Genomic DNA, 15,873 nt, shown 5'->3' with positions numbered 1-15,873 from the left:
GCACGCCGATATCGGCGTGCACGAGTGACACGCGGCCGGCCGCGGAAGGTTGCATCGGCCGAGAGGAATTTTCCGGCCGCTGCAATGGCATAGGCTGCTGCGGATCGCCCGACCGGAGTGGTGCATCTGATGGCCGTCGCGCCGGACTTCGCTGAGTTCTACTCGGCGACGTACCCGCGCCTCCTCACGCAGCTGTACGCGTTTGCCGGTGACCGAGCCGACGCGCAGGACATCGTGCAGGAGGCGTTCACGCGTGCCTTCGCGCAGTGGGCGACGGTGTCCTCGTTCGACGACCCGGTCGGCTGGGTGCGCCGGGTCGCCTGGAACCTGGCGATCAGCCGGTGGCGGCGGGCCAAGCGCCTGCTGCACCTGCGCCGCGAGCTCATCGCTGATGACGTGCCGGCCCCCGACGCCCTCTCGTTGGACCTGGTGCGCGGGCTCCGGCAGCTGTCGCCGCCGCTGCGGCAAGCGGTGGTGCTGCACTATCTCGCCGATTTGTCGGTACAGGAGATCGCAGCCTTCGTCGGCGCGCCCGAAGGCACCGTCAAGGCGAGGCTGCACCGCGCGCGGACAACCCTGAGCCGCCTACTCAGCGTGGATGAGGAGTGGGTGAGCCATGACTGAGCGCGACCCACTGCGGACCCACTTCGACGCGTTCCGTGACCAGTCGGCCAGGACCGCCAACCCGCCATCGGTGGAGGAGATCCCGCGCCGGCTGCGTCGGACCCGCCGCCGGCGTACCGTCGCCGCGGTTCTTGCCGCGATCGCCCTGATAGCGCTGGTCACGCTGCCGTCCTGGCGGAACGGCGGGCCGCCGCCGATACCCGCGAACTCGCCCACGGCCACGCCGTCGCCCAGCCCGTCGCCGTCAACAGTTCTGGCTGCCCCACCGCCCGGCGGACCGTCCTCGGCGAGTTCGGCCGGGTCGTCGCGCAGCGCGGTGTGCGGTACGTCCGCGCGGGGACTGCCGCAGCTGCCGGACGGCCGGGTCGAGGCGCAACTGTCGACCAACAACGACGGCCTGATGGCGCCACTGCCACGCAACCTCTTCGACGTCTGCCCGGCCGCCCGCCTGCAGTTCGTCCACGTCGCCTACGGCTGGGACATCCAACGCGCGCAGTACGTCCAGGTGTACAGCGCCTCGTACGCCCTCACCCGGTCCCAGCCGACCGTGGCGTGGCCCGCAATGCGGACCGTCCCCAACAGCAACTTCTGCGGCGAGGTCGACATCGTCCTCGCCACCGGCCGCTCGGTGCCGACGACGATCCCCCGCTCGGTTCAGGACAGCGCCGAACCCAACAGCGCCGTCAACGTGTACCTGCAGAAGAGCGCACTGGCTTACGGAAGGTCCATTCGCGTCTACGCGTACAACACGTTGATGGCCACCAGCGCCTGCGTACCTTCCTCCCCGCCGGCATAGCCGAACACCGGCTCAGGCGCCGAAGTCCGCCCGGTGATCGGCGGCCCAGGTGGCGAACGTCCGCGCCGGTCGGCCGGTGATCCGCTCGATGACGTCGTTCACCGGGGCCGGCTTGCCCACCGCGTCGGCCATCAGCCCGAACAGCGCCGCCAGGAACTCTGCGTCCATGAACTGGCTCAACTGCTGCAACACCGGCGCAGGGTCGAGGTCCTCCACGACCAGCGGGCGCCCCAACACCTCATCGAGGATGCGAACCTGCTGCGCTTGCGTCAGCGACTCAGGTCCGGTCAGGTCGTAGACGCGACCACCATGCCCGCCGTCGACGAGGACCCGCGCGGCCACCGCGGCGACGTCGCGTTCGTGCACCGCGCTCACCGCCGCCCTCGCGTACGGCGCCCGGATCACGTCACCGCCCTGGAGCTGCGTGGCGAACGTCAGTGCGTTGATCGCCGGGAACAGCAGGCGCAGGAACGTCCACTCGATCCCGGACGCCTCGATGGCCCTTTCGACGTCGCGGTGGTACTGCGCGATCACGTCGGGTTGCTGCTCGGCCCGGCCGGTGATCGCCCCGGACGAGAGGAACACCAGCCGCCGCACGCCGGCCGCCCGCGCCGCGGCCAGCAGAGGCGCCACGTCCATCCCGTACGGCAGCACCAGGAACGCCGCCTCGACCCCGGCGAACGCCGCCGGCAGAGTCTCCGGCCTGGTCAGATCCGCGGCGACGAGTGCAACCGAGGCCGGAAGATCGGCCTTTGCCGGGGTACGGGTGAGCGCCCGCACCGTCACCCCGGAAAGTGTCGCGAGCTCCTCCACGGCCTGACGGCCGAAGTACGCGGTGGCGCCGATGACGAGATACATGAGGGTCTCCTCCCGAAGCAGCGGAAGAACCGGTGGGATGTCGTAGTGAGAACGGTAGGGACCTTTTAGGCCAGGTTCGGTCCTCATTGCCTGGCGGGCGGCGACCTTATGAACGAAGGGCCCCGGATGCGCGAAAGGGCCCCGGCGGGATTCGCCGGGGCCCATTTCGCTGCCCTGTCTGAGCACCCGAGGCGCAGGGTCAGTCCCGCCCGCTGCTGACGCTGGGGGTCGGCAGGTTCGCCGCGAGCTGGTCGACCGGGGTGAGCACGGCCGTGTACCCGTTGCTGGTGAGCGTGCCGTTCTGATGCAGCTGGTCGAGCCGTTTGCGCAGGCTCGCCAGCTCCGCTGCGGCGCGGTCGGCATTACCGCGATTGAGGTCATGGGCGAGGCTGTCGAGCCGGCGGTTCAGTTCGCGTGCGGTATCACTGTCCAGGGCGCCGTTACCGGCCTGAGCCCGCACCGCGGCACGGGCCGCGGCAAGCGTCGCCCCAGTTGCGTCGCTCGCGGTGTCGCTCGGAGCCGCGCTCGACGGATCGGGCGATGTCCCGCTCGACGGGTCGGTCGGGGTGTCGCTCGGGGTGTCGCTCGGAGCCGCGCTCGACGTGTCCGCGGACGGCAGCGTCTGGGTCGTGCCCGCCGCAGTGGGCGCCGCGGCCGGGTAGTCGAAACGGCCCGGATGGGTCCCGAGCGCGAACCCGACGGCGGCGATGGCGGCCACGCCGAGTGTCGCCAATACGATGCCGGCCGCGCGGCCCCGTCGCGGGGCGGCGGGCGCGGGTGGCGCGCCGCCCGCGGGCAGGCTGCGCGTCGCCGGCCGCACCGCGGTGCGGCCACGGATCGGCACCTCGCGCCCGATCGCGGCCGGACCCTTGGCGCGCACGAGTGTGGCCGGTCCGGCGGCATGCCGGAGCACGGCCGTTGCATCGCCGCGCGTCGCTGTGTCCGGCCCGCCGGCGATGCTGGCGAGGGCCGCGCGGACCTGCGCCGCGCTTGCCGGCCGGTCCGCCGGGTTCTTGGCCAGCAGCGCACCGACCAGCCCGGCGAGCCGTGGCGGCAGGCCGGGCCGCAGGGCCGCCACCGGTACCGGCGCTTCGTGCACCTGCTGCCAGGCGGTCTGCACCGGTGAGCTGGAGACGAATGGCGGGCGGCCGGTGAGCATGGTGTAGATCACGCAGCCCAGCGCGTACAGGTCGGTCCGGGCGTCCACAGGCCCGCCGCGGACCTGTTCGGGTGCCATGTACGTGCTGGTGCCGACCACTGTGGCGGCGGCGGTCAGCGCGGTCTGCGCCCGGTCGGTGATGCGGGCGATGCCGAAGTCGCAGACCTTCACCCGGCCCTCCTCACCGATGAGGATGTTGGCCGGCTTGACGTCCCGGTGCACCACCCCGGCGGCGTGTGCGGCCGCGAGGGCGTCGCACACCTGCCCGGCGATGCGCATCGCACGCTGCGGGTCCAGCGGGCCGTTGGCCACCTCGTCGGCGAGGCTGTGCCCTTGGACCAGCTCCATCACCAGGTACGGCGTGCCGTTGTCGACTCCCACGTCGTGCACGGCCACGATGCTCGGATGCGACAGCCGCGCCGCGGTGTGCGCCTCGCGCTCGAACCGCTGCGGCAGCGACGGGTCGGCGCGGCCCTCGTCGTGCAGGATCTTGACGGCCACGGGTCGGCCCAGCCGCCCGTCGATGGCCAGCCACACCTGCGCCATGCCGCCCCGGCCGATGACCGACCGCAGCTCGTACCGGCCGCTCAACAGACGCCCCACCACGGTGCTCAACCCTTGCACAACCGCCCGCCTCACCCCGCAGGGACGTCACGGTTCGTCACCGTGGCCGAACGCACGGTGGCCTTCCGCCAGCAACGGAGCCGGGCCCGCCCATCGAAACCGGCTGGCACCCGGACCTCACGACGGCACGCACCAGGAAGGCGTCCGCGAGGAACGCGGCACGGAAACCCTCCAGGCAAACCTGATCCGGCAAACCTGATCCGGCAAACCTGATCCGGCAAACCTGATCCGGCAAACCTGATCCGGCAAACCTGATCCGGCAAACCTGATCCGGTAAACCTGATCCGGTAAACCTCGACGGCCCCACGAGCGTCTATGTCGCTGTGAACAACAGCGCATCGGCGATGAAGGCGTTCCACCTGCTCCTGGCCATCGTGCTCGTGGCCGGCTGCGGCGATCCGATCGAGCAGGACGACGCGACCCGCTGGACCCCACCGTCCGTCGCGCCGTCGGGTCCCCAGTGGACAGGCAAGATCGCGGCGGACAAAGAAACCGGGGCCATGACCGCACCCGGCTTCAACGCGCTGATCGACGTCGAGGCCCCCGGTTGGGCGCAGTCGCCGGACACGGTCGTCGCCGCGCTGCTGGACCTGAACCGCGGGTTCGACGGGCCGGTCGAGATCTACCTGCTCCAGGAGGACAAGGACAGCACCGAACCGGTCCTCACCGTGACCCTCACCAGGCTCGGCGACGACTCGGTCACGGCGATCCGGTACCGCATCACCCTGAAGCGCGCCGACGATGGGCGCTTCCGGTTCGTCTCGGGCAAGCGGACCTTCCGCTGCCGGCCCGGCCGCGGACATCAGGACTTCGAGACCAAGTGGTGCTCCTGACGCGCCGAAGCCTGCAGCGCCACGGCGAGCAGCAGCGCGACGCTGGCCAGCCAGCTGGTCGGCACCGCGACCAGCGAAGGCCAGTGCGGCAGCGGCAGCGCCGGGATGTCCTCGCCGAAGACCGGCAACGCCCATCCCGTCAGCCGCCACACCGCCAGCGCCGTCACCAGCCCGAACACCCCAGCCGCCAGCACCAGCGCCGGATACGTCCACAGGTTCGCCCGCAGCACCGCGCGACGGCTCAGCCCCTGGGTGCGCAGCGCGGTCTCGTCCGCGGCTCGGGCGCTGCGATCGACCGCCGCGATCAGCCCGAGACCGCCCGCGGCAAGCAGCACCGCCAGCGCCCCGGCCAGCAGGTGGAACCACACCGCGAGCGCGGGACCCTGCGCGGCCAGGCGGCGCCGGGTCTCCGAGACGCTCACGTCGCCGGTCACGATGAGACCCTCACGGGCCAGCCGGGTCAGGACATCCGCGGGTGCGGCGGCGTTGAGCCACACCTCCGCCCGGCGGGCGCTGCCGACGTCGGTGGCGACCCGGTCGGCGTACTCCAGGTCGACCAGCGTGCCCGCGGTGCCGAGCCGCGGCAGCGCACCGGCCCGGCCGGTGACGAGGACCTGCGTGGACCGCCCGTCCAACCCGGCGATCAGCGCATCGCGCGGCGCGGGACCGGCGACGAGGACCGGCAACGGGTACGGCGCGTCGACCGGCTGGATCCAGGCGCCGCCCGGCAGCCCGCCCGGCGCGTCCACCGCCAACCGCAGCCCGCCGCGAACCGAGGAGAGCCGGCCGCCGGTCGGCCGCCAACCGGACGCGTCGCCGGGCTCGACGCCGCCGAGGTTGCGCACGGTGAGCACGAACGCCGTGCTGGTCGGCGACGTGCTGCGGGCCTGCAGGTGCAGCCCGGCCAGCCGGCACCCGTCGACGCAGACGGGCGTGCGCCCCTGGAAGGTGTACGACCCGTCGGCCGCGAACGTGAACAGCAGCGTGACTGAGCCCCGCCCGGTGAGCGACGACAGCACGACGCTGAGCTCCACCGGCACCGACATCCGCACGTCGGCCACGTCCACGTCCATCGCGAAGTCCCGGCCGTGGAAGGAGATCGGTGCCCGGGCCGGTGGACGTAGCAGCGCCGCGACCCGCCCGGCGTCCAGCCGCCCGTACTCCGGCCGCCAGTCGACCACTGTGGACAGTCGGGTGGTGTCCACCGCGAGGCTGGGACCGTCGACCGCAACGGCCATCGCGAACGCGCCGTCCGGGTCGGCCGCCCGCACCGCGTGCAGCAGGTGGTCGCGCGTCACCGGCGCGACCGACACGACCCGCGGCGCACCGGTGCCGATCCGCGCGGCCAGGTCGCGATCCTGCGCGGCGACGTCGGCGGCGCACACCGCGTACCCAAGGACCGCCACCGACGCGACCAGCAGCAGGACAAGGCGCTGCGGGCCGGAGCGCCGGGCGAGCTGCAGGGCGGCGAGCGCCACACTGAGCCGCCCCCGGCGCAGCGCCGACCGCCCGAGCAGCCCGGCGAGCGGCGCGAACAGCCGGGCGAGGACGAGCGCGAGCGCCAGGATGCACAGCGCCGGCGCGAGCACGCCGACACCGGTGAGGTTGGTCAGGAACAGCTGGACGACCGCGGCGACCGCGAGCACCCCGACCAGCACCTCGCCGAGCGGCAGGCGCCGGCCGGCGCCGGCACCAGTACCAGCACCACGGGACCTGACCCGGCGCAGCAGCTCGGTGACCGGGCTGAGCAGGTGCCGGCGTTGCGCGAGCAGCGCGACGGCCAGCGCGCCGAGCGCGGCGAACGGTGCGTTGCGCAAGGCGGCGGGACTGAAGAACGGCACGCCGAGGCCCGGGAACCGCCACGCGGAGAGCACCCCGACCAGCAGCTGGCCGGCGACGCACCCGGCCACCGCGCCGGCCATGATCGCGGCGAAGTTCTCCCCGAGCGCCAGCAGCCACCGGTGCCACCACGACCCGCCGTGCAGCGCGACGACCGCCAGCTCCGGCCGCCGGCCCTCGACGCCGTAGTCGACGGCGAGGTACAGCACCAGGTACGCCAGCAACAACAGCGGCACCGCACCGACCGGCACGGTCTGGCGGGCCAGGGCCCGGCTGCGCTCGACCCGGTCGATCAGCGCCGGGATCCCGGTGGTGACGGTGAACGCCTGGCTCAGTTTCGCCGTGCGGTCGTTGAGGTCGGTGAGCTGGCCGCGCAGCTGGGTCAGCCGGCGGGCGTCGAAGGTCGCCGGCGCGGCGGTCGCGTCGACGCCGACGTCCGTCGTGGTGCGCCGCAGCAGCGTCAGGGTCGCGGCGCCGGTGAACACGGGCTCGCCGGTGCGCCCGGCGACGTCCACCGCGAAGTAGTCGTGCGCGCCCCAGTACTCCTCCTGCGGCGTGGCCGGCCGGTAGACCCCGACGACCGTCATCGGCGTCGGCGGCGCGAACGCCTTGTAGACCGGGCCGGCGGGCGAGCCGCCGGACACGGCGAAGGCGAGGTCGATCGGGTCGCCGACGCCGAGGCGGAGCCGATCGGCGGTGTGTTCGCCGATCACCACCTCACCGGAACCGATGAAGCAACGCCCGGCGAGCATGCTCAGGTGCGCGCAGGCCTCCTGCCGGTAGGTCAGCCGGGACACGTCGCGCGGCTCGGGTTCGATGCCGACGGTGGGGAACTCCGCCGAGTACACCTGGGTGAAGCCGGGCATGGTCAGCAGCGCGCTGGTGACGTCGGTGAAGTCGATCCTGCTCGTGGAGCTGTTGTCCACGGTCGCGGTCAGGGCCACGGTACGTTCGCCGCGAGCGGCACCGGTCACCTCGCTGCGCACCACGGCGAGGTCGACCGCCCGCAGGTAGGCGGGCACGGCGACGGTCGCGCCGACCACGATCAGGGTCAGCAGCAACAGGGTCACCGCCTGGCCGCGCCGGGTCCGCAGCATGGCGAGCATGAGGGCGATCATCGTGCGCTCTCCTTACCGACGCGGCGGGCCCGCAACAGGGTCGGGCCGAGCACGACGAGGGCGAGCAGCACCACCCCGCCGAGCACGGACGGGCGGAACGTGTCCGGTGGCGGCAGCAGCCGCCAGTCGTCGAGGAACACCGGCGGCGGCCCGGTGACCCGGCCGGCGAGGCCCGCCAGCAGCAGGCCCGCCAGGACACCGATCCCGACCAGCGCGGCCTGCCCGCTGGTCTCGACGCCGACCGCGACGCGCGCCGGCAGCCCCTGCGCGCGCAGCGCCCGCCACTCCCCGGCCCGCGCCGCCTGCTGGACGGTCACCGCGACGGTGGCGGCCACGGCCGCGAGCAGCAGCGCGCAGACCGCGACCAGCAGCTGGAACCGGGCCGTGAGCGCGGACCCGTCCTGGTCGAGCCGGTCGAGGTGACGCGCGACGCTGTCGATCCCGACCACGGTCACCCCGGCGCCGGCCAGGTCGGCGACCAGCGCGGCCACCATCTCCGGCGGGGTACCCGCGGCGATCCACACCTGCGACACCCCGCCCGTGCCGGCGTCGGCGGCCGCGTGCACGGCGGCGTCGAGGTCGATGACGGCGCCGGCCCCGCCGAGCACCGGCAGCACGGCCGCGGTCGCGGCGACCCGCACCGGCACCACGGAGCCACCGAACAGCGGCAGCACCGGATCGCCGGCCGACCAGGCACGGGGTGCCGGCCCGGCGAGGATCACGGGGACGGCGGACACGACGTCCACGACGTATGCGCGGTTGTCGGCCACCGTCGCGTCGTCCGCCGCCGCCTTCGGGATCCGTAGCGTCAACACACCCTGCCGGGCGCCGACGCTCATTGCCGGTCCGGTGTCCGCGGTCCGCCACCGGCGCTGGTCGCCGAGGTCGGCGCTGCCCAGAATCACCGCATCGGGGCCCTGCTGGCGCAGCTCACGCACGGTCAGCGACGCGTTCGGCGGCGCGCTCACCGGCCGGTTGTCCACATCGGACGGTCCGGCGAGGACGAGACCGACGATGCGGCAGCCGGGCGGCGACCCGCAGCCGTGGACCGGCGCGGACACCTGATGCTCGCCCGGCGGGACCGGGCCGATCGGCACCGACAGGTCCGCGCCGGTGCCGCCGTGCCGCAGGGTCAGCAGCAGCCGGACCGGTCCGGCGGAATCGTTGCGGGCGGTGAGCGTGAGCGTCGTGCCCTGCACCGGCGGCAGCGGCTCGGCCCTCGCCCCGGACGGGTCCAGCGCGCCGGCCGCACCGTACTGCGGGCGCCAGTCCGCCACCGCCGGCAGCCGGCCCGCGTCCACGGCGAGGACCGGCAGCGGCCCGCTGGCCTCGACGACCACCGCCATCGCGGTGCGGCCGCCCGGATCGGCCTGCCGGACCGCCGACAGCAGCGCGGTGTGGTTGGCCGCCTGCACCGTGAGCACCTGTGCGGCGCCGACCTCGACGGCCGCCCGGTCGGCACGTGTGGTGCGCCCGACCGCGATGCCCTGCGCGGCCAGCCCCAGCAGCGCGACCGCGACCGCCGTCAACACGAAGATCCGGTCGGCGCCGGGCTGCCGGGAGAACCGCAGCGCGGTGAGCGCGAGGCGCGCACGACCGGCGCGCATCGCCCCGCGTCCGACCCGGCCGCTGCCGGCGGCGAGCAGCCGCGCCAGCAGCACCGCCCCGGCGAGCGCGGTGAGCACCGGCGCGGCCGCCCCGACGCCGGTGCCGCCGACGGCGTTCGCCTGGAACAGCGCGGCAGCGGCCACCGCGAGGACCACCACGTCCAGCGTCCGGCGCGGCCAGCCGCGGCGGCGCGACGGCACCCGCCGCAGCAGGGTCGCGACCGGCGTGCGCAGCGCGGACACCTCACCGAGCAGCAGCACCGCCAGCCCGACCAGGAACGCGACCGCGACCGCCGGCCCGGCCTGCCGGACCTCCAGCGACACGGCGGCGCCCGCGGCGACCCGCGCACCCACGTACCCGAGGAGCAGGCCGACCGGCAGCGCGGCCAGCATCGGCACCAGGTGCTGGCCGGCCGTGAGCCGGAACATCCGGCGCTGGGTGGCACCACGCAGTTTCAGCAGCGCGATGTCGGGCCGGCGGTCCAGCGCGGTGTGCCGGCCGACGATGCCCAGCGCCAGCCAGCACAGCGCGAGCGCCTGCAGCCAGGCGACCAGCACGCCGTCGCGCACCGCCACCCGGTCCGCGTCGACCGCGTCGAGCAGGGCCGCGCTCGGCGGGACGAAGACGAAGCCTGCCCGGTTCACCGCTTCCTTCGCGTCGTCCAGCCGCCGCGTGACCTCGGCCCGCCCGGCGCCGCCGATCAGCCGGGTCGGCAGCGGCGCGGTGTAGACGGCGGTCGGCTCCTCGAAGCGGTCGTCGGCGAACGTCGCCAGCGACACGAACGTGGGATCGAGCGACTCCTCGCCGGCCTTGATCTGACCGGGCCCGAACATCGGCTCGGCCCAGTAGTCGCCGGCCGGGTCGACCCGCTCGTAGGTGCCGGTGACCCGCAGCGTCATCTCGGTCGCCGCCTGCGTCCGCAGCGTCAGCCGGTCGCCCGCGCGCAGGCCCAGGGTGTCCGCCGCGCGCCGGCTCAGCAGCGCCTCCGCCGCCGCTGTCGGGCACGCGCCGGTGATCCGCAGGTGCTCGCAGACGCCGTCGCGGTACGCCACCGGCGCGACGCGCTGGAACCCGCCGGTGATGCTGGTCAGCGGCCGGGTCAGGCCGAGGATCGGCGGCCCGTCGCGCGCCGGCAGCAGCTGCTCGACGGAGACCCGGAAGCCCGCCAGCGCGGCCGCCGGGTCCCGGCCGGTCGGGATGCCCCGGTGCACCGTGAGGATCCGCTGAGCGGGCGGTGCGGCGGCGACATCGGCCGCGGCGGCCCGGGCCACGGCGGCGGCGGCGAACTGCGGGCCGGCCGCGGCGACCGCGCACAGCAGCGCGGTCAGCACCGCGACGGCGAGCCCCTGCGCCACGCGGCGGCGCAGGGCGTCGAGCACCAGCAGCAGCATGCGGTTCCCCCATCGCTTGCCGTCGATCACGCCCGCCAGCAGGCTACCCGCCGAAGTCGGCCGCTGACGCCCCGCAGCGGCACTTTCTTCGCGACCGGGAGAAAGGCAGGGGTGGAGCTAACCCCACCCCCTTCAGGTATCCAGGGGCAATCTGCTCGCCTCGATGCGCCAATACCGTGATGGCATGCAGACAGCGTTGGAGATCCGAGGGCTGACGAAGCGCTTCGGTGACAAGCTCGCGGTCGACGCCATCGACCTCACCGTCCCGCAGGGTTCCTTCTACGGCCTCGTCGGGCAGAACGGCGCGGGCAAGACCACCACCCTCTCCATGGCGGTCGGGCTGCTGCGGCCCGACGGCGGCACCGCGAGCATCTTCGGCGAGGACGTCTGGACCGCACCCAACCGCGCCAAGGCACTCGTCGGTGTCCTGCCCGACGGGCTCGCGATGCCGGAGCGACTGACCGGGCGGGAGGTGCTCACGTACCTCGGCCTCCTGCGCGGCATGCCCAGCAAGGTCGTGGCAGCACGCGCCGAGGAACTCCTCGCCGTCCTCGAGCTCGACACCGCCGAGAAGGCGCTGGTCATCGAATACTCCACCGGCATGCGCAAGAAGATCGGCCTGGCCACCGCCCTGCTGCACGCGCCCCGGCTGCTGGTGCTCGACGAGCCGTTCGAAGCGGTCGACCCCGTCTCCGCCGCCACCATCAAGACGATCCTGCGCGGGTTCGTCGCCGGCGGCGGGTCGATCGTCCTGTCCAGCCACGTGATGGCGCTGGTCGAGCAGCTCTGCGACCACGTCGCCGTCGTCGACGCCGGCACCGTTGTCGCGGCCGGCCCGCTCGACCGCGTCCGCGGCACCCGCTCACTCGAAGACACGTTCGTCGGCCTCGTCGGCGGTCAGGACAAGGGGATCAAGGAGCTGTCATGGCTGTCGAAATGACCGTTGAACTGACGATGGCCCGGATGAAGCTCTCGATCCTGCGCCACGCCTTCCGCGGGCAACGCGCCCAGACCGCCGGCACCGGCGCCGTCCTCGGCGCCCTGCTCGCCGCCGGCACCGTGTACCTCGCCATCAGCGGAAAACCGGAGCTCCTCGCCGCCGGCTACGCGGTGTGGCTGCTCGGCTGGATGCTCGGCCCGGTCTTCATGGGCGGCGGCGACGAGACCGTCCGCCCCGAGTACTTCGCCCTGCTCGGCCTGCCCGCCCGGCGCCTCGCGACCGGCCTGCTGGCCGCGGCGTTCGTCGGTGTCGCCCCACTGGTCAGCCTCGGCGCGCTGCTCGGTCTCCTCATCGCCGGTGTACAGCGAAGCTTCATCAGCGTGGTGATCGCCGTCCCGGCGATGGTGTTGCAGCTGGCGGTGTTCGTCCTGCTGTCCAAGGTGTCCGTCGCGCTCGTCGGCCTGGCGTTGCGGTCCCGGCTCGGCGCGATCGGCGCCGGCCTGCTCAACGGCCTGATCCTCGCCGCGCTGGGCCAGATCTGGGTCTTCTTCGCCGCGTTCGGGCAGACCGGCATCCCCGCCGCCGTCTGGTTCCTGCCGTCATCCTGGGGGCTGCTCGCCGTCCGCGGCGACTGGTGGGCCCTGGCCGCCCTGGCCGCGCTGGTGATCCTGCTGCTCGGCGTGTGGGCGGCGCTGCTCACCAAGCGGACCACCCGCGTCTCCGGCCGCGGCCGCCGGCCCATCACCGCCACCACGGCACGCGGCGCCGTCGTCGCCAAGGAGCTGCGCACCTGGTCCCGCGACCTGGTCCGCAACCACCAGCTCGCGTTCGCCCTCGCCTACGGCATCTGCTTCGCCGCCAGCCCGCTGCTCATCGGCTGGAACGGCATGCTGCCCTACGCCGGCCCCATTTTCGTGGCGATGGCCGCCGCGATGGCCGCCAACCTGTACGGCACCGACGGCACCGCCCTCTGGCTCACCTTGATGACCCCAGGCGCGAGCGACGTGCGGGGCCGGCAACTGGCCTGGCTGTCGGTCCAGGCCCCGATCGCGCTCGTGCTGACCGTCGGGTTCACCGCGATCACCGGCGGACCGTGGCCACTGCTCATCGCGCTGCTGGTCGCCCTGCTCGGCGGCGCGGCCGGACTGCTCCCGCTGCTGTCGGTGTACGCCCTGGTCCCCGGCACCGACCCGCACCGCCGCGCCGGCAACCCGCTGCGCACCAGCGAGGACGACGGCGGCCTGACCGGCCTCGCCTACCTGATGCTCGCCCTCGTCGTGGTCACCGCCGCCCCCGCGGCCCTGGTCGCGATCTGGTTCGGCTGGGCCGGCGTACCCGTCGGCGTGCTGACGGGCGGCCTCCTGTACTGGGGCCTCGGCCTGCTCGCCGAACGGCGGCTGCAGTCGCACGGCCCGGAACTGCTGGAGACGATGCGCACCGGCCGCAAGCCACAGACCAGCAGCTCGTTCAAGTTCGACCACCTGAGCAAGACCCAGAAGGCGGTCGTCGGCTGGTGCCTCGGCCTCGGCGCCCTCCCCCTGTTCCCCCAGGGCATCGTGGCCACCGTCTTCGTCGCCAACGGCACCCTGCGTCACACCTGGTTCCTGGCCACGTACATGCCGGCCGGCCTGCGCTACCCGGTCTCCATCACCTTCATCCTGCTGGGCCTGGCCATGTACGGCACCGCCCTGTGGTTCACCAGCAAGCGGCCGGCGCGGAGTTCCTACAGCTCTGCCGCCTGCTGAAGGCCGTCGAGGTCGATCACCGTCACGGTGCGATACCCGGTGATGATCGACCCGGCGCGCCGGAAGTCCCGCAGCGACTTCTGCACGGTGACCTCCGCCGCGCCGCACAGGCTCGCCAGCTCCGACTGGGTCAGTTCAAAGCCGATCTCCAACCCGGTCGGGGTGCGGCGGCCGTAGGCGACCGCCATCTTCACCAGCACCCGCGCGACGCGGACCTTGGCGGGGTACGCGGTGAAGTCCACCCGGAACTGGTTCGCCCACCGGAGACGATCAGCGACCATGCCGGCCAGTGCGAGCGCGGCGCCGGGCTGCTGCTCCAGGAACACTTGCAGCTGCGATCGGCGGATCACGCTGTAGACCAGCGGGGTGCACGCGGTTGCCGTGGCCGAACGGGGCAGGTCGTTGAGCGCGGACATCTCGCCGATGAGGTCCCCGCCGACCCGGATCGCCAGCAAGGACTCGACCCCGTCGCTGGTCAGGGCCGTGATTTTCGAGATGCCTCCGTGGAGCAGGATGACGTGCCGCTCCATGGCACCCTGGCTGATCAGCACGTCGCCGGACTCGGCCCGGCGGCGCGGGGTCATGGTTCGCAGGTTGTCACATGCCTGCGGTGCCAGCCGGTGCAGATACGTGCCGGGTGCCCACGTGGCGGTGTCGACGTCAACGGCGATCATGTCCACCCGCCTTCATTGATAGGCGTCGACAATACCAGTTGAAGCCGGGCGACTACTGTCCGCCAATGGTGGCGGCGAGGCACAGCCAGCCGACCGACCCGGCGATCGTCACCGCGACCCAGGGCAGCCCGGTCCGGATCGCCTGGTACTTCCGCATCGCGATTCCGGCGAGCACGGCCGCCGCCGCCCACGCCTCCTCGCGTTGCCGTCCGACTGGCGCGGGGTCGATCGGCGCTCCTTGCTCCCCGAGATCCGGCAATGCGAATCGGTTGCGGGCGGCACCGTGCGGGCCGGTCAGTCGCGGTAGGAGGCACCGGCCGAGTTGCCATCCCGCCACAGTGGTGCCGACGGTGATCGTCCCAGCCAGGGCGAGCATGCAGGCGGTGGCGAATGCCCCGGCACGAACCGCGGCGGCGGCGAGGCCGGGCTGGTTGGCGGCCAGTGCCGCCGCGCTGATCAGCCCGGTCAGCAGCACTGCGGCTTTCGTGTCAGCGTGTTGGATGGACGTCTGCGCGGCGGCGCCCACCGACACGGCGATGCGCAGGTCTTCCAGGGGCTCCAACGGTTCGGGTGCTTCGCTCATGCATCCATCGCAGCCCATCGCGACGTGAGGGATTGCCTCGCAAGAGGGGTTCAGCGCCGCCCGGCAGGTTCCGGTCATGCCGTATTTCGACGGAATCTCCAGTGCCATCCGTCGATATACAGAAACGGTCGCCGGTGTCCGCCGCGCGGCGGACAAGCGGTGAAAGGTGGCGACGGTGTCCGAACCGGCTCATCCCAGACGATGTGTGCTCGTCGCAGTCGACATGGAGCGGTACAGCCCACGGGACAATCTGCGGCAGTTCCGGGCGCAGCAACTGTTCCGCGAGGTCATGGTGGAGGCCGTCGCGAGCATCGGGTTGGAGCGCGACAGTTGGACCACCCAACAGAGCGGTGACGGCGAGTTGGCGATCCTGCCGGCCGACACCTCGGAGCCCACGGTCGTGGCGGACTTCGTGCCTGCGCTGGACAGGATTCTGCGGGAACACAACCGCAGCCTCCTGCCCGAGGCGAAGGTCCGCCTGCGCGTCGCGATACATCAGGGCCTGGTCCACCTCACCGGCGCCAACGGATTCCCGGGCGAGGCCGTGGTCGAGGTGAGCCGGCTGCTGGACGCCGAGCCGCTGCGGCAGGCGCTGCGAACGTTCCCGCATGCCTCCGTTGCGCTCATCGTGTCGCGGAGCATTTTCCAGGACGTCGTCCGGCACGGCTACCGCGGCCTTCGACCCGAGCGTTTCGCGCAGGTACGGGTGGCGGTCAAGCAACTGACGGCGGATGCGTGGATCTTCGTGCCGGATGAGGACGTGAACGCGGTCGCCTGGGAACAGCCACCCGCAGCGGATCCGACCGGACCTCCTGCGGTGGAGCCCTACCCGCCGAAGGCCGACACGACACCCGCGACGTTCCAGATCAGCGGCGTCACCACGCATGGACCGGCGGTCTTCGGCCCTGGCGGCACCGCCATCGGGTCCGTCCATGGCCCGTGGAACGGCAGGGCCGACCAGTGACCGCCATCGAGCAACCTCAGCCTCAGCCGGCACCGCCGCAGCCGGAAGGTGAAGCGCAGCCGCAGCCCCAACCGCCCACGCCGGCCACAGCCACGGAGCACGAAGACGACATCGCCG

At 73.1% G+C, this 15,873-nt stretch carries 12 protein-coding genes; 6 read left to right on the top strand and 6 right to left on the bottom strand.

Features of this window, described 5'->3' with window-relative positions; translation table 11 throughout:
• The first annotated feature begins 129 nt into the window (after nt 1-129).
• Nucleotides 130-624 carry a SigE family RNA polymerase sigma factor gene (locus tag AB0K00_RS00755; RefSeq protein ID WP_363513125.1) on the top strand — a complete coding sequence of 165 codons (495 nt, stop codon included), beginning with the start codon at nt 130-132 and terminating at the stop codon, nt 622-624.
• Nucleotides 617-1,420, top strand: a complete 804-nt coding sequence (locus AB0K00_RS00750) for a hypothetical protein (RefSeq protein WP_363513122.1) — start codon at nt 617-619, stop codon at nt 1,418-1,420. Before AB0K00_RS00755 ends, AB0K00_RS00750 begins: the two co-directional genes overlap by 8 nt.
• Nucleotides 1,421-1,432: 12 nt before the next feature.
• Here AB0K00_RS00750 and AB0K00_RS00745 read toward each other — a convergent pair whose 3' ends face one another.
• Both AB0K00_RS00745 and AB0K00_RS00740 read right to left on the bottom strand, forming a co-directional pair.
• Nucleotides 1,433-2,278, bottom strand: coding sequence for an NAD(P)H-binding protein (locus AB0K00_RS00745; protein ID WP_363513119.1), 846 nt, complete (start codon nt 2,276-2,278; stop codon nt 1,433-1,435).
• A gap of 199 nt (nt 2,279-2,477) precedes the next feature.
• Complete coding sequence (locus AB0K00_RS00740; RefSeq protein WP_363513116.1) at nt 2,478-4,043, bottom strand: protein kinase; 1,566 nt, start codon at nt 4,041-4,043, stop codon at nt 2,478-2,480.
• Between the two features lie 341 nt (nt 4,044-4,384).
• Here AB0K00_RS00740 and AB0K00_RS00735 point away from each other — a divergent pair, with 341 nt between their 5' ends.
• Nucleotides 4,385-4,894: a hypothetical protein gene (locus AB0K00_RS00735; RefSeq protein WP_363513113.1), complete on the top strand. Its 510-nt coding sequence runs from the start codon at nt 4,385-4,387 to the stop codon at nt 4,892-4,894.
• Here the strand turns inward: AB0K00_RS00735 and AB0K00_RS00730 are convergent.
• Both AB0K00_RS00730 and AB0K00_RS00725 read right to left on the bottom strand, forming a co-directional pair.
• Nucleotides 4,864-7,851 (bottom strand): FtsX-like permease family protein, encoded by a 2,988-nt coding sequence (locus tag AB0K00_RS00730; protein ID WP_363513110.1) that lies wholly within the window; start codon nt 7,849-7,851, stop codon nt 4,864-4,866. The genes AB0K00_RS00735 and AB0K00_RS00730 overlap by 31 nt on opposite strands.
• Nucleotides 7,848-10,880 carry an FtsX-like permease family protein gene (locus AB0K00_RS00725; protein WP_363513106.1) on the bottom strand — a complete coding sequence of 1,011 codons (3,033 nt, stop codon included), beginning with the start codon at nt 10,878-10,880 and terminating at the stop codon, nt 7,848-7,850. Before AB0K00_RS00725 ends, AB0K00_RS00730 begins: the two co-directional genes overlap by 4 nt.
• A 154-nt stretch (nt 10,881-11,034) precedes the next feature.
• On the opposite strand from AB0K00_RS00725, the gene AB0K00_RS00720 reads away from it, so the two are divergent.
• On the top strand, nt 11,035-11,790 hold the full coding sequence (locus tag AB0K00_RS00720) for an ABC transporter ATP-binding protein (RefSeq protein WP_363513103.1): 756 nt from the start codon (nt 11,035-11,037) through the stop codon (nt 11,788-11,790).
• A complete protein-coding gene (locus AB0K00_RS00715) occupies nt 11,775-13,535 on the top strand; it encodes a hypothetical protein (protein ID WP_363513100.1) in 1,761 nt (586 codons plus the stop codon). Before AB0K00_RS00720 ends, AB0K00_RS00715 begins: the two co-directional genes overlap by 16 nt.
• Here AB0K00_RS00715 and AB0K00_RS00710 read toward each other — a convergent pair.
• Together AB0K00_RS00710 and AB0K00_RS00705 are read right to left on the bottom strand one after the other, a co-directional pair.
• Nucleotides 13,514-14,209 carry a Crp/Fnr family transcriptional regulator gene (locus AB0K00_RS00710; protein ID WP_363513097.1) on the bottom strand — a complete coding sequence of 232 codons (696 nt, stop codon included), beginning with the start codon at nt 14,207-14,209 and terminating at the stop codon, nt 13,514-13,516. The two genes, AB0K00_RS00715 and AB0K00_RS00710, sit on opposite strands and share 22 nt — an antisense overlap.
• Before the next feature lie 52 nt (nt 14,210-14,261).
• Nucleotides 14,262-14,900, bottom strand: a complete 639-nt coding sequence (locus tag AB0K00_RS00705) for a hypothetical protein (RefSeq protein ID WP_363513094.1) — start codon at nt 14,898-14,900, stop codon at nt 14,262-14,264.
• A 67-nt stretch (nt 14,901-14,967) separates the two neighbouring features.
• On the opposite strand from AB0K00_RS00705, the gene AB0K00_RS00700 reads away from it, so the two are divergent.
• A complete protein-coding gene (locus AB0K00_RS00700; protein ID WP_363513091.1) occupies nt 14,968-15,756 on the top strand; it encodes a hypothetical protein in 789 nt (262 codons plus the stop codon).
• Nucleotides 15,757-15,873: the final 117 nt, after the last annotated feature.

This window comes from Dactylosporangium sp. NPDC049525 (genome assembly GCF_040676755.1).
In the GTDB taxonomy this organism is placed as follows: Bacteria; Actinomycetota; Actinomycetes; order Mycobacteriales; family Micromonosporaceae; genus Dactylosporangium.
This window is presented reverse-complemented; position numbering and strand designations above follow the sequence as displayed.

Excerpts from the sequence above, each read along its gene's own strand:
- AB0K00_RS00720 (WP_363513103.1), top strand. The coding sequence starts at position 11,035 with ATGCAGACAGCGTTGGAGATCCGAGGGCTGACGAAGCGCTTCGGTGAC.
- AB0K00_RS00750 (WP_363513122.1), top strand. The coding sequence starts at position 617 with ATGACTGAGCGCGACCCACTGCGGACCCACTTCGACGCGTTCCGTGAC.
- AB0K00_RS00755 (WP_363513125.1), top strand. The coding sequence starts at position 130 with ATGGCCGTCGCGCCGGACTTCGCTGAGTTCTACTCGGCGACGTACCCG.
- AB0K00_RS00705 (WP_363513094.1), bottom strand. The coding sequence starts at position 14,900 with ATGGCACTGGAGATTCCGTCGAAATACGGCATGACCGGAACCTGCCGG.
- AB0K00_RS00715 (WP_363513100.1), top strand. The coding sequence starts at position 11,775 with ATGGCTGTCGAAATGACCGTTGAACTGACGATGGCCCGGATGAAGCTC.
- AB0K00_RS00745 (WP_363513119.1), bottom strand. The coding sequence starts at position 2,278 with ATGTATCTCGTCATCGGCGCCACCGCGTACTTCGGCCGTCAGGCCGTG.
- AB0K00_RS00710 (WP_363513097.1), bottom strand. The coding sequence starts at position 14,209 with ATGATCGCCGTTGACGTCGACACCGCCACGTGGGCACCCGGCACGTAT.
- AB0K00_RS00730 (WP_363513110.1), bottom strand. The coding sequence starts at position 7,851 with ATGATCGCCCTCATGCTCGCCATGCTGCGGACCCGGCGCGGCCAGGCG.